The organism is Phytobacter diazotrophicus (genome assembly GCF_052061655.1).
GTDB classification, from domain to species: domain Bacteria; phylum Pseudomonadota; class Gammaproteobacteria; order Enterobacterales; family Enterobacteriaceae; genus Phytobacter; species Phytobacter diazotrophicus.
The window spans coordinates 71,071-97,660 of the sequence record NZ_JBQGXD010000002.1 but is presented as its reverse complement, the minus strand read 5'-3'; the positions used below and the strand labels follow the sequence as shown (position 1 = coordinate 97,660).

General features: G+C 49.3%; 21 protein-coding genes and 3 pseudogenes. 14 read left to right on the top strand and 10 right to left on the bottom strand.

Annotated features, from left to right (window positions below; genetic code table 11):
- Positions 1-10 precede the first annotated feature (10 nt).
- Together ACS0RQ_RS27965 and ACS0RQ_RS27960 are read right to left on the bottom strand one after the other, a co-directional pair.
- Complete coding sequence (locus tag ACS0RQ_RS27965; protein ID WP_103255472.1) at positions 11-1,000, bottom strand: tyrosine-type recombinase/integrase; 990 nt, start codon at positions 998-1,000, stop codon at positions 11-13.
- Between the two features lie 385 nt (positions 1,001-1,385).
- Positions 1,386-3,455 (bottom strand): P-loop ATPase, Sll1717 family, encoded by a 2,070-nt coding sequence (locus ACS0RQ_RS27960; RefSeq protein WP_142518471.1) that lies wholly within the window; start codon positions 3,453-3,455, stop codon positions 1,386-1,388.
- A gap of 768 nt (positions 3,456-4,223) precedes the next feature.
- Between ACS0RQ_RS27960 and repA the strand changes: the two genes are divergently transcribed.
- Positions 4,224-5,045: a plasmid replication initiator RepA gene (gene repA, locus ACS0RQ_RS27955; RefSeq protein ID WP_142518472.1), complete on the top strand. Its 822-nt coding sequence runs from the start codon at positions 4,224-4,226 to the stop codon at positions 5,043-5,045.
- Positions 5,046-5,671: 626 nt separating this feature from the next.
- On the opposite strand, the gene ACS0RQ_RS27950 is transcribed toward repA, so the two are convergent.
- Positions 5,672-5,797 carry a hypothetical protein gene (locus ACS0RQ_RS27950; protein ID WP_317101702.1) on the bottom strand — a complete coding sequence of 42 codons (126 nt, stop codon included), beginning with the start codon at positions 5,795-5,797 and terminating at the stop codon, positions 5,672-5,674.
- 112 nt (positions 5,798-5,909) lie between these two features.
- Between ACS0RQ_RS27950 and ACS0RQ_RS27945 the strand changes: the two genes are divergently transcribed.
- The 3 genes from ACS0RQ_RS27945 (at position 5,910) to ACS0RQ_RS27935 (ending at position 7,781) form a co-directional block, all read left to right on the top strand.
- Positions 5,910-6,968, top strand: a complete 1,059-nt coding sequence (locus ACS0RQ_RS27945) for a hypothetical protein (RefSeq protein ID WP_142518473.1) — start codon at positions 5,910-5,912, stop codon at positions 6,966-6,968.
- Positions 6,962-7,234 (top strand): hypothetical protein, encoded by a 273-nt coding sequence (locus ACS0RQ_RS27940; protein WP_142518474.1) that lies wholly within the window; start codon positions 6,962-6,964, stop codon positions 7,232-7,234. Before ACS0RQ_RS27945 ends, ACS0RQ_RS27940 begins: the two co-directional genes overlap by 7 nt.
- A gap of 406 nt (positions 7,235-7,640) precedes the next feature.
- A complete protein-coding gene (locus tag ACS0RQ_RS27935; RefSeq protein ID WP_317101726.1) occupies positions 7,641-7,781 on the top strand; it encodes a hypothetical protein in 141 nt (46 codons plus the stop codon).
- Between the two features lie 378 nt (positions 7,782-8,159).
- Here the strand turns inward: ACS0RQ_RS27935 and ACS0RQ_RS27930 are convergent, their stop codons facing one another.
- Positions 8,160-11,144 (bottom strand): Tn3 family transposase, encoded by a 2,985-nt coding sequence (locus ACS0RQ_RS27930; RefSeq protein WP_334634523.1) that lies wholly within the window; start codon positions 11,142-11,144, stop codon positions 8,160-8,162.
- Positions 11,145-11,302: 158 nt separating this feature from the next.
- Here ACS0RQ_RS27930 and ACS0RQ_RS27925 point away from each other — a divergent pair, with 158 nt between their 5' ends.
- The 3 genes from ACS0RQ_RS27925 (at position 11,303) to ACS0RQ_RS27915 (ending at position 13,578) form a co-directional block, all read left to right on the top strand.
- Positions 11,303-11,881 carry a recombinase family protein gene (locus ACS0RQ_RS27925; RefSeq protein ID WP_169040147.1) on the top strand — a complete coding sequence of 193 codons (579 nt, stop codon included), beginning with the start codon at positions 11,303-11,305 and terminating at the stop codon, positions 11,879-11,881.
- A gap of 175 nt (positions 11,882-12,056) precedes the next feature.
- On the top strand, positions 12,057-13,262 hold the full coding sequence (gene chrA, locus ACS0RQ_RS27920; protein WP_004206572.1) for a chromate efflux transporter: 1,206 nt from the start codon (positions 12,057-12,059) through the stop codon (positions 13,260-13,262).
- Between the two features lie 10 nt (positions 13,263-13,272).
- Positions 13,273-13,578, top strand: a complete 306-nt coding sequence (locus ACS0RQ_RS27915; RefSeq protein WP_004206574.1) for a PadR family transcriptional regulator — start codon at positions 13,273-13,275, stop codon at positions 13,576-13,578.
- A 128-nt stretch (positions 13,579-13,706) separates the two neighbouring features.
- Here the strand turns inward: ACS0RQ_RS27915 and arsH are convergent, their stop codons facing one another.
- Complete coding sequence (gene arsH / locus ACS0RQ_RS27910) at positions 13,707-14,405, bottom strand: arsenical resistance protein ArsH (protein ID WP_016151343.1); 699 nt, start codon at positions 14,403-14,405, stop codon at positions 13,707-13,709.
- Positions 14,406-14,490: 85 nt separating this feature from the next.
- On the opposite strand from arsH, the gene ACS0RQ_RS27905 reads away from it, so the two are divergent.
- From ACS0RQ_RS27905 to arsC, 3 genes are read left to right on the top strand one after another with little or no spacing between them, the layout of a single operon-like run.
- On the top strand, positions 14,491-14,811 hold the full coding sequence (locus ACS0RQ_RS27905; RefSeq protein ID WP_047368857.1) for a transcriptional regulator: 321 nt from the start codon (positions 14,491-14,493) through the stop codon (positions 14,809-14,811).
- Between the two features lie 44 nt (positions 14,812-14,855).
- Positions 14,856-16,145 carry an arsenic transporter gene (locus ACS0RQ_RS27900; RefSeq protein WP_047368891.1) on the top strand — a complete coding sequence of 430 codons (1,290 nt, stop codon included), beginning with the start codon at positions 14,856-14,858 and terminating at the stop codon, positions 16,143-16,145.
- A gap of 12 nt (positions 16,146-16,157) precedes the next feature.
- Positions 16,158-16,583: a glutaredoxin-dependent arsenate reductase gene (gene arsC / locus ACS0RQ_RS27895; protein WP_047368856.1), complete on the top strand. Its 426-nt coding sequence runs from the start codon at positions 16,158-16,160 to the stop codon at positions 16,581-16,583.
- A 342-nt stretch (positions 16,584-16,925) separates the two neighbouring features.
- Here the strand turns inward: arsC and ACS0RQ_RS27890 are convergent, their stop codons facing one another.
- A complete protein-coding gene (locus tag ACS0RQ_RS27890) occupies positions 16,926-17,702 on the bottom strand; it encodes a TraX family protein (RefSeq protein WP_334634519.1) in 777 nt (258 codons plus the stop codon).
- Between the two features lie 395 nt (positions 17,703-18,097).
- Positions 18,098-19,066, bottom strand: a complete 969-nt coding sequence (locus tag ACS0RQ_RS27885) for an IS5 family transposase (RefSeq protein WP_023279773.1) — start codon at positions 19,064-19,066, stop codon at positions 18,098-18,100.
- Between the two features lie 1,483 nt (positions 19,067-20,549).
- Here ACS0RQ_RS27885 and ACS0RQ_RS27880 point away from each other — a divergent pair.
- From ACS0RQ_RS27880 to ACS0RQ_RS27865, 4 genes and pseudogenes are all read left to right on the top strand, one after another.
- On the top strand, positions 20,550-21,779 hold the full coding sequence (locus tag ACS0RQ_RS27880; protein WP_109267829.1) for an EAL and HDOD domain-containing protein: 1,230 nt from the start codon (positions 20,550-20,552) through the stop codon (positions 21,777-21,779).
- Positions 21,780-21,859: 80 nt separating this feature from the next.
- Positions 21,860-22,557 (top strand): IS1-like element IS1A family transposase gene (locus ACS0RQ_RS27875; protein WP_334634863.1). Its coding sequence is split into 2 segments (ribosomal slippage): positions 21,860-22,109 and positions 22,109-22,557, totalling 699 coding nucleotides; the frame shifts between segments, so codons are not numbered across the junction.
- Positions 22,558-23,259: 702 nt separating this feature from the next.
- Positions 23,260-23,502 (top strand): annotated as a pseudogene (locus ACS0RQ_RS27870) (transposase); the annotation flags it as partial.
- Positions 23,503-23,730: 228 nt separating this feature from the next.
- Positions 23,731-24,432: pseudogene (locus tag ACS0RQ_RS27865) on the top strand (IS110 family RNA-guided transposase); the annotation flags it as partial.
- A 9-nt stretch (positions 24,433-24,441) separates the two neighbouring features.
- Here ACS0RQ_RS27865 and ACS0RQ_RS27860 read toward each other — a convergent pair.
- The 3 genes and pseudogenes from ACS0RQ_RS27860 to psiE-GI form a co-directional block, all read right to left on the bottom strand.
- Positions 24,442-25,610 (bottom strand): IS3-like element ISEc52 family transposase gene (locus ACS0RQ_RS27860; protein WP_334634707.1). Its coding sequence is split into 2 segments (ribosomal slippage): positions 24,442-25,361 and positions 25,361-25,610, totalling 1,170 coding nucleotides; the frame shifts between segments, so codons are not numbered across the junction.
- 59 nt (positions 25,611-25,669) lie between these two features.
- Positions 25,670-26,113, bottom strand: a pseudogene (locus ACS0RQ_RS27855) (M48 family metalloprotease); the annotation flags it as partial.
- Complete coding sequence (gene psiE-GI / locus ACS0RQ_RS27850; RefSeq protein WP_001514138.1) at positions 26,091-26,588, bottom strand: heat resistance protein PsiE-GI; 498 nt, start codon at positions 26,586-26,588, stop codon at positions 26,091-26,093. The gene psiE-GI and the pseudogene ACS0RQ_RS27855, both read right to left, overlap by 23 nt.
- Between the last annotated feature and the right edge of the window lie 2 nt (positions 26,589-26,590).

Sequence of the window (26,590 nt, the reverse complement as noted above, 5' to 3'; positions counted from 1 at the left end):
TGAGGTCACGTCAGGCAATGATATCGAGGCTATTACGCGCCCGCCTGAGTCGCTCCTCGCCACGCCGGTCATATTTCTGCGTGGTGGTGACGCTGGCGTGCCCCATCGCGTCCTTGACGGTAATTAAATCCTCGCCGTTATCCAGCATCGCCGTCGCGAACGTTCTTCTGAGGTCGTGAGGCGCACATTTTTCCAGCCCGGCCTGACGCTGGCGAACCTGGAGGATATGGTACACCGCCTGGTCGGTGAGCCGGCACTCCGTCACCACGTCGTGCCGGCGGATGCGCGGAAACAGCGGCCCCGGTGCCTCCCCCCGGACCTGGTCCACCCAGAACTGCAGCCGCTGCCAGGCGCCGTCCGGCACATAGGCCAGCCGTTCCTTGTTGCCTTTTCCCAGGATTTTCAGTGCCCGGTCAGCAGGCTCAATATCTTCATAACTCAGCGCCACCGCCTCCGAACGGCGCAGGCCGCAACCGAGAATAATGGCCAGCAGGGCCGCATCACGTACGCCAATACTGCCGGTATCCGCCTCGCAGACCGCAAACAATTCACGTATTTCTTCGCGCTGCAACGCGCGCCCACGTGGCAGAGCACTACCCCGGACCTGACGCACGGCGCGGATGTGCTGGTAACTTTCGACATCCATCAGTTTCAGCATCCAGGCCTCGCCGGCCACCCCCTTGAGGGCCGACAGGTAGGTGTTCACCGTGGCCACCGCCCGGCCGGCGTCACGCAGCATGTCAGCCAGCGCCAGCACATGATGGCGGCGCAGCGCCCCCCAGCTGCAGTCGGCGAGTGACGTGGCGCCGAGCAGGCGGGCGACGGTGTTGAGAAAAGAGGCCATGGTCTGGCGACTGCGCGCCGAGTTCAGGGACAACAGATAGGCCTGTGCCGGGTTGACCGCCGTGACACCGTCACCGCGGAGTACCGGCAGCAGGGACACACCGGGATTGTCATCCGGCAGACGGGGAAGCAGCTGCGGGTCGGTGTGATGTGCCATACGGGTCAGGTTCCGGAACCAGAAAATGAGCGGCGCGCTGCGTGAAAAATGCGGCCGGATGCTGCCATCCAGTCTACTCAGGAATCTCTACTTTTTCAAAGGTACATTTTAATAAGTAGATAATTATCGGCGAATTCTCGAATCCGGCCGCCGCCGCACCGGAGTTGCCCATCTTTGCTTAGAAGCCAAGTCAGTTCGGTCCCTACTGCTTCCACGAATCATTCTTTATTATTTGTTTACACAATCAAGAAGTCGCTCGATAGTAAATGTTGGCGCCCAATGGGGCGATATCTATGATATATTGAAATAACAACTCAATTATTATTACTGTTACTATTTTTTATTACGAAGAGGTATAGATAACCCCTTCGTAGGAAAGGTAAATTCATCTTGATTTGTTACTTAAATATGTACGAATGTAAAGATCTAATAATTTACTTAATTGTTTATTAACTTCATCATGTTTTTGAGGGCTACGCATTTTAGAGAGGTGTCTTTCGAGAAATTTCGATGGCAATTTAATAACCAACTTCCCATGATTATCATATAACTCTTTAACCCAAGTTAATTCTCTATGCTTTTCGAGGTTCTCTGTATGATCTCTATTTATAATGAATGCCAGTTTTCCATAGTCTTTAAATAAATATGAATTAACCTGCCTATATTCATCAGCGCCAAGTTCTTTATAATTCTTAATTTCAAAAATCACTTGCCTCGTTTGATAATCAGTAAGTATTCTTTGCCAGACTGAGTTTTCAGCAAGGTTAGTTGCCACAATATCTCTCTGCTGTAATCCATTTTTATTAGGATGCAATTCAATATTTGCAAGATTGGTAGCAAAAAGGATTTTTATAGTTTTTAATGCCCATGCTTCAAAATCTACAGCACCAGAAAGCCCTTCTGGTATCTCGCTTAACTCTTGAAGCAACGCGCCTATTCTTTGTTTTCTTTGTTCTTCCGATGCAGAACTTACTTCAATGTCATATTCATCATGTATATCTTCAGCAGTTTCAAGACTAATGTCTGAGTCATGTACACTTAGAGCAAGCCAATAACAGGGATGTAATAATAGCTGAGATTGTGGAGTAAAAACTTTTTCAGGCTCTTTACCATCATGACAAAAAACAAATGATGAAGATTGAACATTATATAATCCAAAAAAACCAACACTGTATAAGCGCTGGATAACTTGAAGTGGATCCTCAAATAAAAGAATATCTTGAAGTTTAGGTTTGTTGCTTATTTGTTCATCATCTAAAACTGATTTAATGAGCTTACATGCTTCACTAACACTAAAGTTAGCATGTTTATTAGCAAATACATTAGTAAAAATGTCTAATGCAGGAAAAACTATCTCATATTCTTTATGGAGATCATTTAGCCTATTCTGTGAAATAGTGTTAGCAGTAGCCTCTATGTCTTCTATAACTATTTTTGTTCTGTTTTGTGTAAATGCTCTTAAAAAAGCATCATTCAAGAGCACAAGTATATCGCGCGGACGGTAAAGAGTTAACTTTAGAGTTTCTTTGAAACCAGTTGTAGATTGTAATTCATTAGCAGTAAAAGCATTCCATACTCTTGTATTGTTTTCTATAGTGGATTGGAATGCAGCTCTCATTCTATTACAAACTAAATTAAATAAGTTATATTCATCCCAGTGTAAACGTAACACTTGACCTTCAATGTTTCTTGTAAAATCTGGATCCATTTTTGATATTGCTCTATGTATATTATCCCTAACAAAGGCAAATGCAATTACTTTTTCATCAAAGTTTTGTTTGATATCTATTACAGATTGTATGAAACCATCAACTATAGCAACTCCTAAATTATCTGGTGTATAGCCTTCATCCAACCTGTCTGCAAATATAATAAATTGCTGATTGGATTTACTAATTGCTTCTAAAATCACTTCTTCAATCAAATCCAATTCAAATTTATCTGATAACTCAGAGATTCTAGTCGCAGGTTTTTGATCTTTATTTTCATCAAGTATTGAAATAAGCTTTTTTCTAATTTTACTGCTTATGTTTTGCCTTTTAGGGCCCCATGTCAAAAGATGATTCTCAATGCTTTTATAATCTAAATCATTTTTCATTTTATAATGTGATGCTATTTCTGACAAGATTTCCATATATATCGCATAACGCCAAGCAAGCTTGCTACCTGCTTTAATGTGCAAATAATTATCGCCAAATAATGTGATAACATCTCTCAAACCAATTATTTGTTCTTCAATTGGCGTTATTGTCATGACATGCGTTTTAGGTTTACTACGCCAATGTTTTGATAGCATATGAACCAATGCACTTTTACCTGTTCCTCGACGACCAACAACAATGCATCGATCATAAGATTCTAAGAGTGCTTTGTAGTCAGTAGTTTGCCAAAATGATGATTCAAGCATGTTAGAATCATGCTCTGCACGAATGTCACCAAGTACATTTCCTTTCATTAAAAATCCTCTTATTCGAAAACAACATTTTTAATGGTTTTTTTAACTGAACAAGCTATCAATAGGCAATTCGTGAATAACTAGATATAAACATACATTAATGTAGATTTAGTGACTTTAGTTCATATCTACCATACTGTTGAAATAACTTATACTAAGTTAATATAAAATCAATTTAAAAAGCAACAAGTTAGAGCTCGAATGTCAAGGGGATACTTATCTGTAAGATTGAGCTGTCACCGATTGTTTCTGAGTTGCATTAATACTTAGTAACTCAAGTAACGCTTTTTGGCCATTGATTCTATCAAAAACTAGAAAAATTGCTGGCGTTTGGGTAGAATCAGTGACATACAAGAACCTTGTGGTGGGGTTTTTGCATGTAATAAATTCAGATGCCTGACTTATCTCAAATCGGTTACCCGGCTGATCGACGCGTCTTGTGGTGGGACAACTCAATCAGGATAAGGACGGTATCGAGACTCGCTGCCTGTATATGCGAACGGGTGACGGGATTAAGGATTATCAGGATAGGGCGTATCCGAAAAACGCCCGGGAGCAGGGGACGGCAGACTTGCCAGAGCCTGAATGCAAAAACCCCCCGAAATCTGTCTAGAAACTTGGCGGAATCTTCAGATATCAGGGGGTAATAAAGCAGGCGCTTTGCCTGTGAAGGATTATAACGCATGCACCACTTAACACAAGACCGGACCGCCATAAGTATAGGGCCCGGTGACTAAAGAATTACATCCACACGTCAGACAGTGCTATGTGGCCAATCCCACACCGGCATTCAGCCGGCCGGTGCACCATAAGCACAAACTACCGGCGTTTAACAAAACCCTGATCGAAAAAGTATCCGCGCGGGATGTTTCCCGTTGGGCGGGGTTTTACTACTATGATGCCTGTCACCATAAAACCAGCAAGTTAATGGTGCGCGTTCGTCATTTCAACAAGCACCGTGCCCGTGCCATCAATGCTCTGGTCCATGCCATGGTGTACCATCTCAATATCATCAGCGGCACTATTCCTGTCAGCTTTACCACGCTGGCTCATGAAGCCGGCCTTTCAACCTGCTCGAAGGCGGGTAATACCTCTATCACCCGTGCGACGCGCGCAGCTCAGGAACTGGCGGCATATGGCCTGATTACCTATAAGCTCCTGTGGGATAAAGTCACCCGGCATTACTTCCCGGCGGACATCCAGGTTACCGACCGCTTTTTTGACATGGTCGGGAGTTCTGCCCAGGCCTGGCATAAAGCCTGTAACCAGCAACTGGCCTGGATGAATATGGGGCTTAGCAGGAAGGGGCAGAAGCCTCTCACTAAATCCGAAGCCGCCCGTCTTCAGCGTGAAAAACTGGTAGAAATTACCTGGCAGAAGCGCAAGACCGCGCAGGATATCCGGCGTAAGCAAAAAATTGCCCGCATTGCTGAGAAAAAAGACGATGCGACGCTAAGCCATCAGATAGCCCTCCAGCTCCAGCACGAAATGAGGCAGGGGCAGCATGAGGGAATTACCATGGCTGGCTTCCAGAAACTCCTGAACCAGCGTCTGGCCTGGATCCGAAAGGTCGCCCGACAGCAGGAATAACACCTGTTCTCTGACATCCTCCGCTTAACTGCGGCGGATTCTGCACGTCTGCAGAAAATCACTGGATGTTTTCTGAACAACCCACCCTCCGTATCTGGCCAGAAACGCGATCCTTTATCCTTCCCGCCGATCATTTATTTACGTTATCCACATATAGATGCAACTGGTTTTCATTCATCTATGCAATCAGAAGCTTACATGCGTAGTGACCTTTTCTTACTTCAATACAGATCCTTTAAAGTTAAGAGCCTGGGCTCAGTGAATATGCCTTCGCTTGCAGTGTCCTGCGGCCACGCCGCTCAGAATTGATGCACCCCCCACCGCAAGCGGCGGGTCCCGTCAGTGCTAAATGCCGGAATCTCAGCGCGTCTCCAGCCCTGAAAAGCAGCCCCGCCCCGGGCCAGAGGCCCGGAACAACGCCGCTTTAAAAGGGATGATGTAACTAAATCTGTACCGCTTTAAGAATTATCGCGGACACACCATCAAACACGCTCGTAGTTCGCGTAAACGCTCACACGCGGAGATACGCCCCGTCAGCGGCCTTTGGCCTTGACGTGACCACTCCGACCGCGCACAGAAGCTCCTGAGTCGCTTTCAGCGGGTTATGGCTTAGCAGGGTGAGGGGGTTAATAGCGATCATCTATCATGAAGCCGGCTTCGCCGGGTCCTCCGGCGGATTCCAGATCAGTGCCGTATTCAGCATGATTGCCGCCGGCATGTGCCTGCGGCACATTCAGGGTCGCGCTGCGCACAGCTCGCGCTCCTGTCTGCCTAAAGTTGTTACCTGACTGGATGCGTGTGAATTGTCAATTTTACCGTATGCGCAATAATGGAACGGATAACTTCTGAGAAAAAAGGGACATCATGCTTCATCACTGTCAGGCAAGGTCAGTGGATGACATCTATCTGGAGGATATCATCCACATTATTCATCCGGAGACGGCAGCGCATTACCTGGCTGACACAGCTCTGCCAAACCGGAATATCCCGGTGTGGGATTTACCCCAGGGCTACAACGCCTTTGTTAACCAGTACAATGCGTTTCACTATCAGCATCCATGGATGGCATACAGCGACGCGCTGGCCGATATCAAAGCCGGGAAAGTCGTTCTGCTGAGAAAAAACATAACAGCTATCCCTGTCACTGGTGTGCTGACATCATCAGGAAATATCGAGGATGGCCTTCCACTCCCCCTTTATTCGCGTCTCCACTACATCATTAGTCAACAACTAAAACGCCAGGTCTATTCCGTTCGTCCTGCGGTACCGGTGCAACATGCTCAGTCAGCAAAAACCATTAACAGTAAATCCGCCGGTCGGCTTCTCGCTGCGGGTGGTGTTTATAACGGCAATATCGATGGGTTCAAAAAGACCGCAGAGCAGCTCGGTGGTGATGCGCCTGCAGGTTATGCTCAGGTCATGGATAACAAAGGTTTATTTATTACCGCCGCGTCTGTAGCGGCCGGGCTGACGATGGGAAGGATGCGTTTTCCTGAGCTGGAAGAGCTGGAACAATTCGGGGCCAGAGGCACAGTATCAGGCAGGCCATTCGATCCTGATAAAGCGGGCGGCCCGATTGAAGACCTGACGACGGATGGCGTGAATATCACCCACGAAGGTATAGCAATTGTTGAGAAACACACGTCACGATTTGGTGAAGACCCAGGAAATGAGTTCATGATTAACAGGCTAAAAAAGATAGCCGATGGAGAAATCCCCCATGAACAAGTAGATTTAAATTACTATACTCATGAATGTCGTGAATATCAGCGTTATTGTAATTTAGGATGGGAAACCGGCGCTCCTGCAGATAATCTCGAAGCCCATGAGTTGTGGAACAATACCCACACCGCTACTCTTGAAGATTACAAGTTAAAAGGTGAGGTAGAAGACCTCTATCATCCGGATGCACCACTATGGTAAATAAAACAGAACTGAATATCCTGAAACTTCTGGCCTCCAGAGAGGACGTTAACTGGACCTGGTACAACCTGGACCGGGCGATGACCAGCAGAAAAATGGAGGGTGTTGGTAACGTTGCGAGGCTTGTCGATAATCTTTCTAAAGCCGGACTGGTAGATACCGTCCCAAGCGGAAACCCATCCGGAATGGATTACTACCGCGTATCAGAATCTGGCCACCTCTTTCTGAAAAGCATCAAAGAGGAATACCAGGCCGATTTGCCATAACGCGTCATTTTACGCCCTAATGGAAAGGGATTTGCGCCGTTTCCGGTGTTTTTAGAGTAAAAGAGTGACCTTAAAACCCCGAAAACTACCGGAAACGCACCTGATGAATTTTAACGAAATGCATGGCTATGCACTATCGTGCCCAGGTAGAATTCTTGCAGGAGTCCTGTAGGCTAAATCGTTATCCGTCAACCACTCCAGCGACCCTGTTGGCAACTGTCTTCCAAACCGTTTCTGAATTCTTTCCTTGAAGCACTGCACGTCAGGCGGACGCAGGGGCAGGGAACGTTTGAACAGATCCTCGACATGGTAGAGAGTGAACTACATGCAACAACGAAATGAGCCACCAAAGCTGAGTATAGGGCGACGAATATTCCATTCGTTGCTTGAAACCGGAGTTGCAATCATGGGGGGATTGCTTTTCTTCTTATGCTGCTACTGGTTCTTTCATTACGAAACCTGGCATGAACGCATTATTGCAATTAGCCTGTCGGTGCTGGTTGTAGCAATCATCATCAAAATCCTGCCGGAAAGACCTAACCAATAAAAAATGGCCGCGCAATGCGGCCTTTTAGCAATGGAACGACGGCGCAGCAGATCCACTCAGCTTATCTGCTCCGGGCTCTCTGCAGTGGGTCAGATATAACGACTGGCTGAACAGGGGGAGGTATACTGGATCTTCCTCAATCTCTCTGCAGCGTTTCATAACCGTACCCTGCTGATGCGCTGTACGACCTGTTTCGCTGAACAGGTGGAACATGGCTTCATAGAAAATCACATCGTTACGTAAACCACAAACATCTGCGTGGTCCATTCCCTCGAGCTGCCGGCATTGTATGGCCAGTTCAATGAACCGGATGGTGTATTCGTATTTGTCATTATCGAGCTGTAAGGGGTCCGCTTGGAAAACGGAAATTATCCTACGCTAAGCCTGTTTTTTGTACATATTACTATTCACTGAGCGTAATGCGCGGTATTTACCCTGTCCCAGTTTGAGGTTCGTTCTCCAGACGTAATCCCCGCTCAGGTTGATATGTTCCCATCCCAGTGGTGACAGATGGGTAATCAGTTGCTCATTAATCGGGATCCCTTTTCGTCTCAAAGAATCTATCGCTCTTTCTATATATACCGTATTCCACAGTGAGATCGCCGCAGTCAGCAACGTCAGACCGCTGGCTCGATAGCTCTGATTCTCCAGCCCCCGATCTCTGATTTCACCCAGCCGATGCATAAAGACCGCTCGCGCAAGGGCATTGCGAGCCTCACCTTTATTCAGCCCCGCCTGTACCCGTCGACGCAGTAAAGGATCCCTGAACCAGTCCAGCATAAACAATGACCTTTCGATGCGGCCAATCTCTCTCAGCGCCTTTGCCAGACCATTCTGCTTCGGATAGCTTGCCAGCTTTTTCATCATCAGTGATGCTGTTACCGTTCCCTGCTTTATAGAACTTGCCAGACGCAGCACCTCATGCCAGTGGGTTTCAATTTCCTTTAGATTCAGGCTGGTTGTCGAGATGATTGACTGAAGCCCCTGATACAACTCAGCTTTTCCATGAATAAACAGCCGTTTGTCATGAAGATCCCGGATCCTTGGCGCAAAAGCGAATCCGAGCAGATGCATTAGCGCAAAAACATGCTCAGTGAAACCTGCTGTGTCGGTGTAATGCTCTGTAATTTCCAGATCAGTTTCGTGGTACAGCAGACCATCAAGTACGTGTGTTGAATCCCGCACGCGGCTGATAACTTTGGTGTAAAACGGGCTGTATTGGTCCGAAATATGCGTATAAATCTGCACGCCTGGATCCTGACCGTATTTAAGATTGACCTGACCAGCATAACGCCCGTGACTCCCCACCCGAAAGTTCTGTCCATCAGACGATGACGTTGTTCCATCGCCCCAGAATGCCGCCAGAGGGCGTTTTTTCTGGGCATTGACCAACTCGGCCAGCGCAGCTGAATAGGTTTCATCCCTGATGTACCAGGCCTGAATGCCCTCGAGTGACGATTTGGTCGTTCCCGGACAGGATTCGGCCATTTTTGTCAGTCCAAGGTTGATACCATCGGCCAGGATGGTGGTCAGTAACAACTTTCTGTCTTTAGGTCTGACGTGATTGTTTTTGAGATGTGTGAAATGGCGGGTAAAACCAGTCCAGCCGTCCACTTCATCCAGCATTTCAGTAATTTTAGGGTGAGGGAGCATGCCATAAACCAGATCGCCAAAAGGGGATGCTGCTGAAGGGACACTGTTATCCAGCGGGGTAATTTTCACGCCTTTATCCGATATATCAACATCGGGTAAATCACCGGCCAGCGCCATCGCGTTAACTTCTTCCAGACGCGATGCAAGAAGCGTCAAACGGCTCTTGATGTATTCATGGCAATCGGCCGGAACAGCAAGGGGTAACTGGTTATCCCGGAGTGATTTTTCAAAATCGTCTGACGGGATCAGATAATCATCGAAATTCCTGTAGCGGCGTGACCCCTTTACCCAGATGTCACCTGAACGTAAGGCTCCCTTCAGTTCATTCAGCGCGCAAAATTCGTAATATTTTCGGTCAATGCCGTTGGGGGTGATCACAACCTTTCTCCAGCTTTCCGGGATGAACCCGATTGGCGCGGAAGGCGGTACTTTTCGGAGTTGTTTTCTATACATATCTCTGACGGTATCCAATGCGTCACTGAGCTGCATTGCGGCGGGTGCAGCCCTGAACTGCAACACGGACAGCATCCGGGGGGCGTATTTACGCAGCGTACTGTATTTTTCTGTGATCAGATGCAACGGGTCGAAGTTGTCCTTACGTGACAGGAACCGCGTCTCTTCCACGCTGTTGATGAATTCCTGCCAGGGAAGGACGTCTTCTATTGCGGCCCAGGGATCTTCCCCGGACTCTCTGGCGTTAAGTAATGCCTGTCCGACGGTAACGTATTGCTTCAGTTTACTCTGAATCAGCTTTCCCGTTTGCTGGAGCCGCTCGGCCTGAGTACGTTTTGCCCTGCTGAACAGACTACTCAGAATACGCTCGTGCAGATCAATAACTTCGTCAGTCAGGGTGGATCTGGCCTCCGATATGATACAAACCAGCGAGGCATAACGGCGAACATCCGTGAGTCTTGCGAGATCCCGGCTACTCATTTTCCTGCCTTCGCGTGCGAGTTTCAGGAGTCGGTTCTGGTGAACGGAAAGTGCAATGCCGTCAGGGAGTGCCAGCGACTCAATTGCATTTAACCGGTCGATATGTTGCAGGACATTTTTACCATTAATTTTTCCCGGAGGCTGGAGCAGCCAGGCCAGCCGTGAAGGTTGCTCACCCTCAGATACCAACAGACGGTCCAGTGCCGCTTTATGCCCTGGTTCAAGCTGCGCGGTAAGCGCAGAAAAAACCGCCCTGTCGGCAAGTGTTGTTGCTTCGGCCAGGGTTCGTTCGATCACTTCAACAGAGGGGAAAATAACCTTATTATTGTGGAGCCAGGAGAGCATTTCCTCCGCAAGTAAAAAACCTCTGTCTGTCCGCATGGCGTGGGGATAAAGGTGGCGAATACAGGTTTTTTGCAGCGCCCGGTTAAAAGGGGATAATTCCAGGTAGCGGTAGAGTTCAGCCAGATGTTCCCAGCGGGTGACCTCTCTTGATGCATACTCGGCCCACAAATCAGACTGGACTTTCAAATGAGCCGCCAGCCTGAAGACAACACCGTCGTGAGGTGAAATACTTTTGTCGGGAGGAAACCCTGGTCCTCGCAAATAACAGAGTAAAACTGCAAAGCCCAGACGGTTAGCTGGCCTGCGGTGTTTATTAATGAGCGCGAGGTCATGTTCACTCAGAAAGCACATGCGCGTCAGAAATACGTCATCATCCGGCACAATCAACAAGCGTTCTTTTTCTTCACTACTGAGTATTTGTCTCCGTGGCATAAATGCTTCCCCTGCACATAGTTCATTAAAGTTATCATTCGCACTGACCGAAACCGGTCGGTTTCGTACGCCTCGCAAACAATATGTCCGAAAGTCAGCGAAATTTGTTTCGTACATACGTTATAATTCGGACACCCTTTGCGTACGGAAAGTTTCCTATGTCACGAGTTTTTGCCTACTGTCGGGTCTCCACTCTGGAACAGAATACAGAAAACCAGCGCCATGAAATTGAAGCGGCGGGTTTTGCCATCAGACCCCAGCGGCTGATTGAGGAACATATAAGTGGTTCGGTTGCTGCCAGCGAAAGACCAGGGTTCATCCGGTTGCTTGATCGAATGAAAAGCGGTGACGTATTGATTGTCACCAAACTTGACCGACTCGGCCGTAATGCGATGGATATCCGAAAAACAGTTGAACAACTGGCTACTTTAGATATCCGTGTTCATTGTCTCGCTCTCGGAGGTGTGGATTTAACCAGCCCGGCCGGAAAAATGACTATGCAGGTGATTTCAGCTGTGGCTGAGTTTGAGAGGGATCTGCTGATTGAACGCACACATTCAGGGATTTCTCGGGCAAGATCAGCCGGGAAACGCTTCGGTCGTCCGCCCATCTTGAGCGAGGAGCAAAAAAAAATAGTGTCAGAGCGCCTTAATTCCGGGGCCAGTATCAGTGCGGTTGCCAGAGAATTTAATACCACCCGGCAAACCATACTCCGGGTAAAAGCAGGACAGCAATAATACTGAATGTGAATAAAGCCCATAACTGGCCAGGCAGTTGAAACTGTTCTTGAAGTAAACATCTGGAAAGCATGAAACATCATTCTATCCACAGGGAGCAGTGGCTATTATAATCGAATTTCGATAACGAAATTCGATTATAATAGCCAATAAAACCAGCAATCAGGATCTGACCATGAACGATACTGCCAGGAATGATCACAGCCCCTGGGCTGTCTTTCTGATTTTCTTCCGACTTGGCCTGACATCCTTCGGCGGCCCAATTGCCCATCTGGGTTACTTCCGCGATGAGTTTGTGACGCGACGGCAGTGGTTGACCGAGCGCAGCTATGCAGATTTGGTCGCTCTGTGCCAGTTCCTTCCGGGACCAGCAAGCAGTCAGGTTGGTATAGCGCTCGGGCTGTCCCGGGCCGGTTATACCGGGGCGCTGGCAGCATGGGCCGGCTTCACGCTACCGTCAGCAGTTGCACTGATCCTGTTTGCGCTGGGGATGACCAGTTACGGGGATGTGATGCCCTCTGGTGTATTGCATGGGCTGAAAGTGGTAGCCGTTGCGGTGGTCGCGCAAGCTGTATGGGGCATGGCCCGAAATCTTTGCCCGGATATACCGCGTATTACTGTCATGGCAGTAGCAACCTGCTTTGTGCTTCTTGTGCCATCGGCCTGGGGACAGGTGGGAGTAATCGTCACTGCGGCTGTCACTGGCATGTTACTGTTCAAACCTCAGCAGACGACGGTACATGATCCGCTGCCCGTTTCAATACGGCGTCGCGTCGGATTGTTCTGGCTCACGCTGTTCTTTGTGCTACTGACAGGGTTACCATTGCTGACGGCGATATTCCCAAATCCGACGCTGTTAATGGTAGAAACTTTCTACCGGACCGGATCACTGGTTTTTGGAGGCGGGCATGTCGTGCTGCCATTACTGCAGACTGAAGTCGTTCCTTCTGGCTGGGTCAGCACTGATACATTCCTGGCTGGCTACGGCGCTGCCCAGGCCGTTCCTGGACCGTTGTTCACTTTTGCAGCCTTTCTCGGGGCTTCGATGAACCAGGTGCCTTCTGGCTGGCTGGGTGGTCTGGTTTGTCTGCTGGCAATTTTCGCACCGTCCTTCCTTCTGATTGTGGGAGCATTGCCGTTCTGGGAAAGTCTGCGCCGCAATATCCGTACACAAGCAGCGTTGCAGGGTATTAATGCAGCCGTAGTTGGCCTTCTGCTGGCAGCTCTCTATCAACCAGTATGGACGAGCGCAGTTCTCGCTCCGCAAGATTTCGGCCTTGCCCTTGTGGCACTGGTCGCTCTGATGTTCTGGAAACTGCCGCCGTGGCTGGTCGTAGTGAGTTGCGGTGTTGCGGGTTGGTTGTTGAGTTTAGCACTGTGAGGTTCCGGGCGTGACCGACAAAGATCTTTACGGCGGGATGATCCGTTTGCACATCCTGCATCATGCAGCCAAAGAACCCGTCTTTGGTCTGGGCATCATTGAGGAATTGCGACACCACGGTTATCAACTCAGCCCGGGTACCCTGTATCCGATGCTGCACGGTATGGAAAAGAAGGGGTATCTCACTTCACGACATGTTCAGGCCGGTCGACGAAGTCGGCGAGTATATGAAATCACCGGACAAGGGCACATAGCGCTAACGGACGCCAGAAACAGGGTGAAAGAGCTGTTCGGTGAACTTGTTGAAGGCAAATGATATGCCTATAGTTTTAGTCCGGTCTGCCGTCTTCTGAAAACGACAGACACATGTAAGATTATCCGCTGCCTGGCAGAAGGAGACTTTGTGAAAACGCTCATGGTGTGTATTTATACGATCAGAAGGCGTTATATTTTTTCCTGATTGACGCGGTACGAAAGTTCCTGATGACTCTCTTTTCGTTCGCTGTAGCGATCTGCAAGGTAGCTGGTTTGTCCCCTGAGCAGCAACGTAATTTTAAACAACTCCTCTGCGACATCTACGATACGGTCGTACCATGAGGACGGCTTCATCCTTCCGTTCTCATCAAATTCCTGCCAGGCTTTCGCCACCGAGGACTGGTTGGGAATTGTGAACATCCGCATCCAGCGGCCCAGAATGCGCATCTGGTTCACGGCATTGAAGGACTGCGAACCGCCGCAAACCTGCATCACTGCAAGTGTCTTGCCCTGCGAAGGACGAACCGCGCCTTCACTCAACGGTATCCAGTCGATCTGCGCCTTCATCACCGCGCTCATAGCCCCGTGCCGTTCCGGCGAGCTCCACACCATCCCGTCACACCATCTGACCAGCCCGCGTAGCTCGGAGACTTTAGGGTGCGTATCCGGGGCATCATCCGGCAGGGGTAAACCGGAGGGGTTAAAGAATTTCACCTCCGCGCCCATCGCCGTCAGCAGGCGACCTGCTTCCTCCGCGGCAAAGCGACTGTAGGAGCGCTCCCTTACTGAGCCATACAGGATCAGAATCCGTGGGGGCTCCTGCAGGTGCAGACGTTCGGCAATATGTTGATCAAAACAGTCAGTATTCAGGGCTGGAAATTGTTCCATTTTTCTCCTCCGGAGAGAACAGGTGATTTTAAAGTTAATACATATGATCTAACATATGTGTATTCTAAAGGGAACGGAGTGAAAAATGCTACAACCTGTTCAGCTTTTCAAAATCCTGTCGGATGAAACACGGCTAGCCATCGTCATGCTTCTCCGGGAGTCCGGAGAATTGTGCGTCTGCGATATCTGCGTTGCCACCTCCGAATCGCAGCCCAAAATTTCGCGACATATGGCTATCCTTCGCGAGGCTGATCTGGTTCTTGACCGTCGGGAAGGCAAATGGATCCACTATCGTCTGTCACCCCATATTCCGGCGTGGGCAGCAGAGACAATCACGACGACCTGGCAGTGTCTGCGCGAGGATGTACGTGGATGGCTGGACAAATCAGCCTGCACCTCCTGCTGAGGCAGGAAAACATATTTACAAAATCATATATGATGGGGTCTGAGATGCTTTTGGCAGGGAGTATATTTTTACTGACGCTGGTACTGGTGATCTGGCAACCCAGAGGCCTGAGTATTGGCTGGAGCGCGAGTATCGGGGCTGTGCTGGCGCTGGGAACCGGTGTCATTCATATCGCTGATATTCCCGTTGTCTGGAATATCGTCTGGAACGCGACAGCGGCATTTATTGCGGTCATCATCATCAGCCTGCTGCTCGATGAGTCCGGCTTCTTTGAATGGGCCGCACTGCACGTCTCCCGCTGGGGTAACGGACGTGGCCGCCTGCTGTTCACCTGGATAGTCTTGCTCGGTGCCGCTGTTGCTGCTTTGTTCGCCAATGATGGCGCCGCGCTGATCCTGACGCCGATTGTGATTGCGATGCTGCTCGCACTGGGGTTCAGCCAGGGCACGACACTGGCCTTTGTCATGGCTGCAGGATTTATTGCAGATACGGCCAGCCTGCCACTCATTGTTTCTAACCTGGTGAATATCGTCTCGGCGGACTTCTTCGATCTGGGCTTTACGCAGTACGCCTCCGTTATGATCCCCGTGGATGCGGCAGCGATTGCGGCCACGCTGATCATGCTGCATCTCTTCTTCCGCAGGGATATTCCGGCAACGTATGACGTTTCGCTGCTGAAGACGCCTGCCAGTGTGATAAAGGATGCGGCAACGTTCAGGGCGGGCTGGATTGTCCTGTTATTGCTGCTTGTCGGTTTCTTCGTTCTGGAGCCGCTGGGGATCCCTGTCAGCGCGATAGCAGCTGCTGGCGCAGCAGTACTGTTTATCGTGGCGAAAAGAGGTCATGGCATCAACACAGGGAAAGTCCTGCGCAGTGCGCCATGGCAGATCGTGATTTTTTCGCTGGGCATGTACCTGGTGGTCTATGGCCTGCGCAATGCAGGGCTCACGGAGTATCTGTCTGGTGTACTGAACCTGCTGGCAGAAAAGGGGTTATGGGCAGCAACGTTCGGCACCGGCTTCCTGACCGCGTTCCTGTCGTCGGTAATGAATAATATGCCGACGGTGCTGATTGGCGCGCTGTCGATTGACGGGAGTACGGCGACTGGCGTCGTCAAAGAGGCAATGATTTATGCCAACGTGATTGGCTGCGATTTAGGCCCGAAAATCACCCCGATTGGCAGTCTGGCAACCCTGCTTTGGCTGCATGTTCTTGCCCGGAAAAATATAACGATTACCTGGGGTTATTACTTCCGCACCGGCATTATCATGACTCTGCCCGTGCTGTTTGTCACTCTGGCCGCGCTGGCGTTGCGGCTCTCCATCACTTTGTAATGAGATACAGATATGAGCAACATTACCATCTATCACAACCCTGCCTGCGGCACTTCACGCAACACGCTGGAGATGATACGTAACAGCGGCAACGAACCGACGATAATTTATTACCTCGATACGCCACCGACACGTGATGAGCTGATTAAACTTATTTCAGATATGGGAATTACGGTGCGTGCATTACTGCGTAAGAATGTTGAGCCTTATGAACGCCTGGGCCTTGATGAAGAGAAATTCAGTGATGAGCAGTTGATTGATTTTATGCTTCAACATCCGATCCTGATTAATCGGCCGGTAGTCGTTACGCCGCTTGGCACTCGTCTTTGCCGCCCTTCAGAAATAGTGCTGGATATTCTACCTGAAGGTCAGAAAGGAGCGTTTACCAAAGAGGACGGCGAAAAGGTCATTGACGAAACGGGGAAGCGGGTTAAGTAACCTGTTTTTTTCGTCTCATTTTTATCGTATTCGGGTGTCTGTCTATACCATGCAGACGCTCGCTTTTTGTAATGCCAGCTAAAGAAACAGGCTTAACGTAGGATATTTTCCGTTTTCCAAGCGGACCCCTGTAACGACATAAAGCATTCGATTTCTGCAGGGTTAAGCGCCACATAGCGCCCGGAATGCGCAATGGCGTTGGAACGCGCGCGGCCGGTGGGATGTGTGATATGTCTGTTTATCCCGGCACAAATTGCCTGTCCAGTTTTGCTGCTCATCAGAGATCCTCTGTTTGTTCTCGGTGGAAATATCGTGGTTGCACGTTCAGCCGGCGCCGACGTATCAGCTGAAATACCGGATAAGGCTCAGCACTATGAGATGGCCCACATAAGCCAGGTAAAAGAAGTGACGATGCATAAACCGCTGCGTATGGCCGATCTGAATTTTTTCTACGACATTCACTGCGACGGCCGGAAGAAGCATCGTCGGAATAACTGCAAATACCAGGGCGGCTAACGGGGCATCGGTGAGATGTGTTACCCCATTGAGCATCGCCAGGGATATCACTGCCGTGAAACCCGACGCGTTGCGCTGAGTGCCCGCCGGTAACGCGAACCACAGTGCCAGGGACAGAGACAGGGCCAGACCCGGAATGCCATAACTGGCAGGCGTCAGCGGCCAGACCATGATAGCCAGCAATACCAGGCCGCACAGTGCGCCATATTTGCCTGCGCTGTGGCGGAGTGCCAGCAGCTGTGTGACGCCGGCAAAGACGAACAGTATGTTCAGCGCGTACCAGGGAACGAGCCCCTGAAAAGTCAGGGTGAATACCGGTTGTGTGGCCACCGCCCAAATCCACAGCCGGCGTGCCCTCAACTGAAGTCTCGCCGGGTCCCGGCAGACATTCATGGCCCAAATCAGAGCAAACAGGGGAAATGCTGTCCTGCCCAGCGCATACAGTTCCAGTCGCGGCGAACTCAGCAGCACCGTATTGATGTGGTCTGTGATCATTGCGGCCAGCGCAATGACTTTGACCAAATCTGTCCCCCACGGGTTGAGTATAGGCAGAGAACTGAGACGTCTGCCGGTGGATATTTTCCCGGTGGTCTGAATAGACAATGTTTTTATCCTCACGTTGAGCACATGCTCTGATGATATATTTCTGAACCCACTGCCAGAATATCCGGCCCTTATAATCAGGAACATGGATCTTTGCTTTTTCCATGATTTTCCGGGCGACAGATTCTGTCTTATCCCGTAAAATCAACATGGCCATATTTTTTTGTTTTGAATCCAGCGCCTGTTTAAAATGATAAAAACTGTTCATACTTCCTCTCCCGTTATTATATTAAAAACGGCAGATTCAAAGAATTCTTTAACGTAAATTTTGGCAAAGAGTGCTATTTTAAGAACTATTTTTCTTCTTAATAAAGAATTAACACGATCCAAACATAAATTGGCTTTGTTGAATAAATCAGATTTCGGGTAAGTCTCCCCCGTAGCGGGTTGTGTTTTCAGGCAATACGCACGCTTTCAGGCATACCTGCTTTCGTCATTTTGTTCAGCGCTCGTACCAGGGCCATAGCCTCCGCAACCTGACCATCGTAGTCACGCAGCGTCAGTGACCCCCCGAACAGCTGTTTTACCCGGTACATTGCCGTTTCCGCTATCGAGCGACGGTTGTAATCTGTTGTCCATTTCCACCGCGCATTACTCCCGGTCATTCGCTGATTAGCCACTGCACGGTTACGGTCTGCATATTCACCGGGCCAGTAACCCGCACCTTTTCGGGGAGGGATAAGCGCGCTGATTTTCTTACGCCGCAGTTCATCGTGACAGAGCCGGGTGTCGTAAGCGCCGTCTGCCGATGCTGCCCTGATTTTTCTGTGAGTCTGCCGGATAAGACCCGGGAAGGCTTCTGAGTCCGTCACATTGTTCAGCGACAGGTCTGCACAGATGATTTCATGTGTGTTGCTGTCAACGGCTAGATGCAACTTTCGCCATATACGACGGCGTTCTTTGCCGTGTTTTTTGACTTTCCATTCGCCTTCACCAAAGACCTTCAGCCCGGTGGAATCAATCACCAGATGCGCGATTTCACCCCGGGTGAACGTTTTGAAACTGACATTAACCGACTTTGCGCGCTTGCTGACACTGGTGTAATCCGGGCAGCGCAACGGAACATTCATCAGTGTAAAAATGGAATCAATAAAACCCTGTGCAGCCCGCAGGGTCAACCTGAACACGCGTTTAATGACCAGCACAGTCGTGATGGCAAGGTCAGAATAGCGCTGAGGTCTGCCTCGTGAAGAAGGTGTTGCTGACTCATACCAGGCCTGAATAGCTTCATCATCCAGCCAGAAAGTTATGGAGCCACGGTTGATGAGGGCTTTATTGTAGGTGGGCCAGTTGGTGATTTTGAACTTTTGCTTTGCCACGGAACGGTCTGCGTTGTCGGGAAGATGCGTGATCTGATCCTTCAACTCAGCAAAAGTTCGATTTATTCAACAAAGCCACGGAAGGGATGACCTGTTGCTGCCGCTGACATCCTTACCGGAAAAACTGAAAAAGGATGGCCGGGCACGACAGTCAGTCTGAAGCCAGATTGATGACATCTTCGTCGGTACCGCCGGCCCGGCAGACACATCACAATGAACCATCAGTGCTGGCGTGTTCTTCCGCCATTACTGCCCTGCACTGTGGTCTTCTTCTGATTTGTCCGTAACGTGTTTATATCTCCCTGGAGTATGCCATCAGGATTGGGGGGCGGGCTTTCACGTCTGTCCCGCTGGATCAGCGAAGTCAGTGCCGGTATTTACCTGGCCGTACAGGGGGAAACTGTTCCGCAGGTGAACGGGTAATGCCCTTCTTCCTCGGCGATCGCTGAACACTGGCTGCTTCTGCGTAAGAAGTAAGAGTGTCAATTGCAGCCTGATAGGCGAGACATCTTTCACTGTTCTGTTCTGTAAGCATACGCGCCCGCAATGCATGAATTATCGAGGCGGTCGTGACAGGCTGACCCGTGAAAAGAACATCGAAGGCAGCTTCCCCGACAAGTTCATTAAAATTAGATGACCCTTCTTTGCTGTTCATCAGACGTATTACCATGGGTATTCTGACATAATGGGAAGGTATTCATCCGGCCACGTCAGAAAAAAAGGGTGAAATATCTGTTATGCAACAGGCGGTCAGAGGATGCACCGTGCCTGCTGCCGTGCGCCAGTCCGGATGCAGGGAAAAGCCCTGATTACAGGACAGTGAAACTCAGTCACTGCCCTTTGAAATTTTGTTTTTGCTGTTATGCCGGCAGGTTTTCACAGGTATTGCCCTGGGCGTTATCACTGCAGAACGCAGAGGAACCTTAAACCTGAGCCGTTCAGCAGGGCCGGATTCAGCCAGGCCATCCGATCGCCGGAAGCATGGCGGCTATGGACAGGTTTTTACCTTCCTGTGGATCAGGATGATTCCGGTCACAGCACGAATAAATTTCAATAATAGACAGGTGTATTCACACTATACAGAACTTTCGCGGTTTACGAGTACTATTTACGTATGAATATTTACAGGAAAACGTTGCATTCTTATTCGTGAAATTTCGGGCATGATTAATTAAGTAGCCCGATCATGGTTTGTTAACTTATTAAATTATATTTACGATAATACGAATCAGTTGCGACAACTGATAGCGGAGGGTGAAGATGTATTCATTACTTCTGGTTCTTTGAAATGTGTCAAATATTTAGGATAAAGATTTACTCCCTCTGGACAGCAGCCATCCTTGCGAACACAATCATGATGTAGTTATGTAACAACTCAGTGATCAATTCTTTTTTCCGGGAATATGAATGTCGTATATTCCCGGTTCTTTTATGCATGATTTTTGCACCGGATCACATTTATTGCTGAAATAGTCTGTGTTAAGCTTGAACTGATTAAAACCTTAATTCCGATCTGTGGACAATAAACATGTATTCCTACATTGCACGCCAGCCCATTTTTGACCGGGAAATGCGCACTATCGCTTATGAGCTTCTTTTCAGGGATGGTATGAATAATGCTTTTCCTGATGTTTCGCCAGAATATGCCACTTCACGGGTGATATCAGATCAGTTTCTGTGCATTCCTGTTCCCCGCATTGCCTGCAGTCATAGTGCTTATATCAATGTTCCGCACCAGATGCTCATCAGTGGCCTGGGAGACGCTTTGCCGCACGAGAATGTGGTTATCGAAATTCTTGAAAACGCCATACCTGATGAAAGGCTCTTCGATGCGGTGAAGGACCTGCATAACAAAGGCTATCAGCTTGCCCTCGATGATTTCACGATGAAAGACTCGTGGGATCGCTTCCTCAGGTATATCAGTGTCATTAAATTTGATATAAGAGGAAATAGCTATCAGGATATCCTTCATTATATAAACGTAAAACAAGATTGGTTAAAAACCACAGAATTTCTCGCAGAAAAAGTGGAGACGAAGGAAGAATTTGATCTGTACAGGAGCGCGGGTTTCTCTTTTTTTCAGGGGTATTTCTTTAGCCGGCCCGAGATTATGAAGAATAAATGTCTTCCTCAGAATACGCTCTCTTTATGCAGGCTGATGATGGAGGTAAACAGGGAGGCCCCTGATTTTTCAGCTATTGAAAGCCTGCTAAAAACGGATCTGACGTTGTCTTATAAAATAATGCGTTATGTAAGAAACTTACTGTTTAAATCGCATGGCATTATGAAAACAGATAATTTTACCCTGAAAGAAATGCTGATGTATCTGGGGTGTGATGCGATAAGGCGTTTTGTTACGGTAGCTGCACTGGCAAATATGGGCGTGGCTGGCGTTTCTGAGTGCTATCATTTAAGTATGGTCCGCGGGAAATTTTGTGAACTGATTGCCCGCCAGACAGAACGCGCTTTATTACCCTGTAATGCATTTGTGTGTGGCCTGTTCTCCTTGTTAGATATTATTCTTGAAGTACCGATGGAAGATTTAATTAAACAGATATCAGTTCCGCATGCTGTCTCAGCTGCGCTTTGTGAACATCAAGGAGATCTTTATAACATACTGGCTCTTTCTCTGTGTTATGAACAGTATAACTGGGAAGGCGCTTCAGAAATCTGCCATACGCTGAATATCAGTGAGTTCTCCGTCATCGAGGCCATGCAGGCAGCGACAAAATGGGCGGACGAGATTTCTATCGGTTAAGGCCCCTCTTTGCGAAGGCAGAGGTGGTGATACTGCCAACTTACTGATTTAGTGTATGATGGTGTTTTTGAGGTGCTCCAGTGGCTTCTGTTTCTATCAGCTGTCCCTCCTGTTCAGCTACAGACGGGGTGGTGCGTAACGGTAAAAGTACTGCCGGACATCAGCGCTATCTCTGCTCTCACTGCCGTAAAACATGGCAGTTACAGTTCACATACACAGCCTCTCAACCCGGTACGCACCAGAAAATCATTGATATGGCCATGAATGGCGTTGGATGCCGGGCAACCGCCCGCATTATGGGCGTTGGCCTCAACACGATTTTACGTCACTTAAAAAACTCAGGCCGCAGTCGGTAACCTCGCGCATACAGCCGGGCAGTGACGTCATCGTCTGCGCGGAAATGGACGAACAGTGGGGCTACGTCGGGGCTAAATCGCGCCAGCGCTGGCTGTTTTACGCGTATGACAGGCTCCGGAAGACGGTTGTTGCGCACGTATTCGGTGAACGCACTATGGCGACGCTGGGGCGTCTTATGAGCCTGCTGTCACCCTTTGACGTGGTGATATGGATGACGGATGGCTGGCCGCGGTATGAATCCCGCCTGAAGGGAAAGCTGCACGTAATCAGCAAGCGATATACGCAGCGAATTGAGCGGCATAACCTGAATCTGAGGCAGCATCTGGCAAGGCTGGGACGGAAGTCGCTGTCGTTCTCAAAATCGGTGGAGCTGCATGATAAAGTCATCGGGCATTATCTGAACATAAAACACTATCAATAAGTTGGGACCATTACCCCCCATTCTGCACCCTTTCTGGATAGACCCTTACATAAAATGCTAATGATGAAATAGATTCATCTAATGGAATAATATAAATTTATCGCGCAAAGAACAGGCATGATTCAGAATTCCTGGATCAATTGTTTTCATTAAGCTCTACCGCCTATACTTTACATAGATAGCGCAAGAGGTATAAGAAAACGCACCACTAAATCTTTTCGAGTTTTAGCCCATGTTTTCCTCCCTTTCCTAACAAACCAGCGAAATGTCGCATACAAGGATTCAATTGCTCCCACATTAGTCAAAACAATATAGCGATGATAAAAATAAAAAAAACCATAAAAATATATCTTTCAATCTTAAGGAAAGCTTAAGATTGAAGAGACAAAAATATAATATTTTGTCTTGCAACCTTCAATGATAAGGATTTACATAACGATAATTGATATTATTTGTAATCACTATAGTGATTTAACCTAAATTTCATAAAGGTAAATGCTGTAATATTTCTTTCGCAAATTATTAGTTGAATACTTTTTTCTGTCATACGGACTGTGCATATTCAGCAGGACTGATTTTGCGAAGAATAACTATGAAAATCCCTGTTAACTTACCTGAGAATGATTAACGTTCAAGGGTTGAATCGCCACGGGTTTAACAGACACCTCAGAGTCATTTAAGATGGCTTAAAGAGAGGTGCCCATGAGCGGTAAGCGTTATCCCGAAGAGTTTAAAACTGAAGCAGTCAAACAGGTTGTTGATCGCGGTTATTCTGTTGCCAGCGTTGCAACACGTCTCGATATCACCACCCACAGCCTTTATGCCTGGATAAAGAAGTACGGTCCGGATTCTTCCACTCATAAAGAACAGTCAGATGCTCAGGCCGAGATCCGCCGTCTCCAGAAAGAGCTGAAACGGGTTACCGACGAACGGGACATATTAAAAAACTGTCCATGGGTCAAACCCTGTCCTGAGTCTCAGAAACTCCCCGGAGAAGTTGGCAGGCTAATTTAACGAAGGAAGCAGCCGTCGGCCTTTTGGTGGTATGACCCCGTAAAAAAACATGGTTCAGGGACTGTGGCGGATCCGACAGTGGTGACTTTGATCCCGTTCAGGAAGGTGATTTCTCCGTCGTCCCCTCCTTCGTTCATCGAAATGAGCAAGGAGATTTCCATGAAAAAATCCTCCCGAATGTCTATTGTCCATCCTCATGCTGCGGGCGTTGATATTGGCGCTGAATTCCACGTTGTCGCCGTACCGCCTGATGCTGACGCCGAGCCGGTCAGAACTTTTCAAAGTTTCACCGGCGACCTTCATCGGATGTCCGATTGGCTCAAAACCTGTCACATTACGACCGTCGCCATGGAGTCCACAGGCATTTACTGGTTGCCTGCTTTTGAGATCCTTGAAGCTGCGGGTTTCAATGTGATCCTTGTTAATGCCAGAGACGCAAAAAATGTTCCCGGTCGCAAGACTGATGTCAACGACGCACAGTGGCTGCAGAAACTGCATTCATTTGGTCTTCTCCGGGCCAGTTTCAGACCTGAACACGACATTTCCGTACTCAGGTCTTATTTGAGACAACGGGAACGCCTGACTGAATACCGGGCTGCGCATATCCAGCATATGCAGAAGGCGTTGATGCAGATGAATGTGCAATTACATCATGCCGTATCGGATATCACTGGCGTTACCGGTCTTTCAATCGTCAGAGCTATTGTCAGTGGTGAGCGCGATCCTTCAATATTGATCCAGTATCGTGATGTCAGATGTAAGAAGACGCCTGAAGTACTTCAGCAGGCACTGACAGGGAACTGGCAGCCTGAGCATCTTTTTGAACTTGAACAGTCGGTGGCATTTTTCGATTTTTACCAGGTGTTGTGGTCAACTAAAACTGGCCACCGCGTTAGAGTTTTTCCAGTATCGGTTTTCTGATTCGTTTGGTGGTAACCCACCATTATATTCGTGCGGTCTTAGTGCGCTGTAATATCCAACGATATAGTCCGTTATTGCGTGAGCTGCATCGCTGAAGCTTACATAGCCCGTCGCTGGCACCCATTCGTTCTTCAGACTCCTGAAGAAGCGCTCCATTGGGCTGTTATCCCAGCAGTTTCCACGCCGACTCATACTCTGCCTGATCCGGTATCGCCACAGTAACTGCCGGAACTGCCTGCTCGTATAATGACTGCCTTGATCGCTGTGGAACATCACCCCGACGGGCTTACCACGTGTTTCCCATGCCATTTCCAGTGCTTTCATGGTAAGCCTGCTGTCCGGCGAGAACGACATGGCCCAGCCCACTGGTTTTCTTGCGAACAGGTAGAGAACAACGGCGAGGTACGCCCAGCGCTTACCCGTCCAGATATAGGTCACATCACCGCACCACACCTGATTTGGTTCCGTTACGGCGAACTGTCGCTCAAGATGATTCGGGATAGCAACGTGCTCATGACCGCCACGCTTATACCGGTGAGTCGGCTGCTGGCAACTGACCAGCCCCAGCTCTTTCATGAGTCTGCCAGCAAGCCAGCGCCCCATCTGGTAGCCTCTCTGGGTTGCCATTGTGGCGATGCTTCTTGCTCCGGCAGAGCCGTGGCTGATGCCATGCAGTTCAAGTACCTGGCTGCGTAATACAGCCCGTCTGCCGTCTGGCTTTTCAGGACGGTTTTTCCAGTATTTGTAGCTGCTGCGATGGACCCCGAACACATGGCAGAGAGTGGCCACAGGATAACGCGCCCTGAGTTTCCCGATTATCGAGAACTGTTCAGGGAGTCTGACATCAAGAGCGCGGTAGCCTTTTTTAATATTTCATTTTCCATTTCAATACGTTGTAGCTTTTTCCTGAGCTCACGGATTTCAATTTGTTCCGGGGTAATGGGGGAGGCTTTTGGTGTTTTTCCCTGCCGCTCATCACGTAATTGTTTCACCCATCGCGTCATTGTGGAAAGGCCGACATCCATAGCGCTGGCTGCATCTGCCACGGTGTAATTCTGGTCAACGACCAGTTGAGCGGATTCGCGTTTAAACTCTGCGCTGAAATTTCTTTTTTTCATTATGGCACCTGTATTGTTCTGAGGTGAGCATATCACCTCTGTTCAGGTGGCCAAATTCAGTAAACCACTTCACCCGCCAGCTCGCGTGGGCTCAGGCTGCGCAGCAGGCCATCGGTGAGGGCGATCGATGCCTCCTGCTTCGATCCGGTGGCGAAGGCGTTGACGACGGCACTGGGCACATAGTGCGGCACCGGCGTGGCGGGCAAACCGGCACGGGCGGGCAGCTCGCGCAACAGGGCCCACATCTCGTGGGCTTGTTGCGGGTGCAAGGTCCGTACGCGGTACAGGCGCAAGCTCAGCGCCGACGCGGCTACCGGGTCCAGCAGCAACGCACCTGCAACGGCAAACAGCGCGAGCCACAGGCAGCCTTCCCCAAATGGCAGTCTCCCTGCTGCGGCTGCGATCCCGACCAGGGTCAGGACCAACAGCCCGGTCTGCAGGCGGTTGAGCCAGCGGTGTTGCAAGAGCACAGTGCGCGGATCACTCGGATGATGACGGGTCATGCTCAGAGGTCTCGGCGGCGCGGTCGCCGCGCTTGCGCAGCAGCCAGTAGGTCGCACCCAGAGCCAGCGTGGCGCCTGCCAGCGCGGCTATCTTTGCGGGGCTCGCGTCGGAGTCGAGGATCACGAACTTGCGGGAGAGTGCGATCACCGCGATCAGGACCACCGTCTTAACCTGGATGATGCTGTCCCGACGCAGCGCCACGCGCACGATGGAATGCTTGAACTCCATCGCGATCAAGAGCGTCATGATCATGCCGAACACGCTCTGGAATACCTTGTGGTCCAGGGGATTGAAGGCATCGAGAACCAGCAGCGTGAAGACGATGGAGATGAGCTGGAACAGCGACACCATGATGATGACGGCGATCACCGCCGACAGCACGAGCGCGACGACCTGCTCGAAGCGCTCGTAAAAACTCATGATGGCCAATTGGTCACGCAAGACCTGAAATGGGTTAAGGCGTTTTGATTTCATGA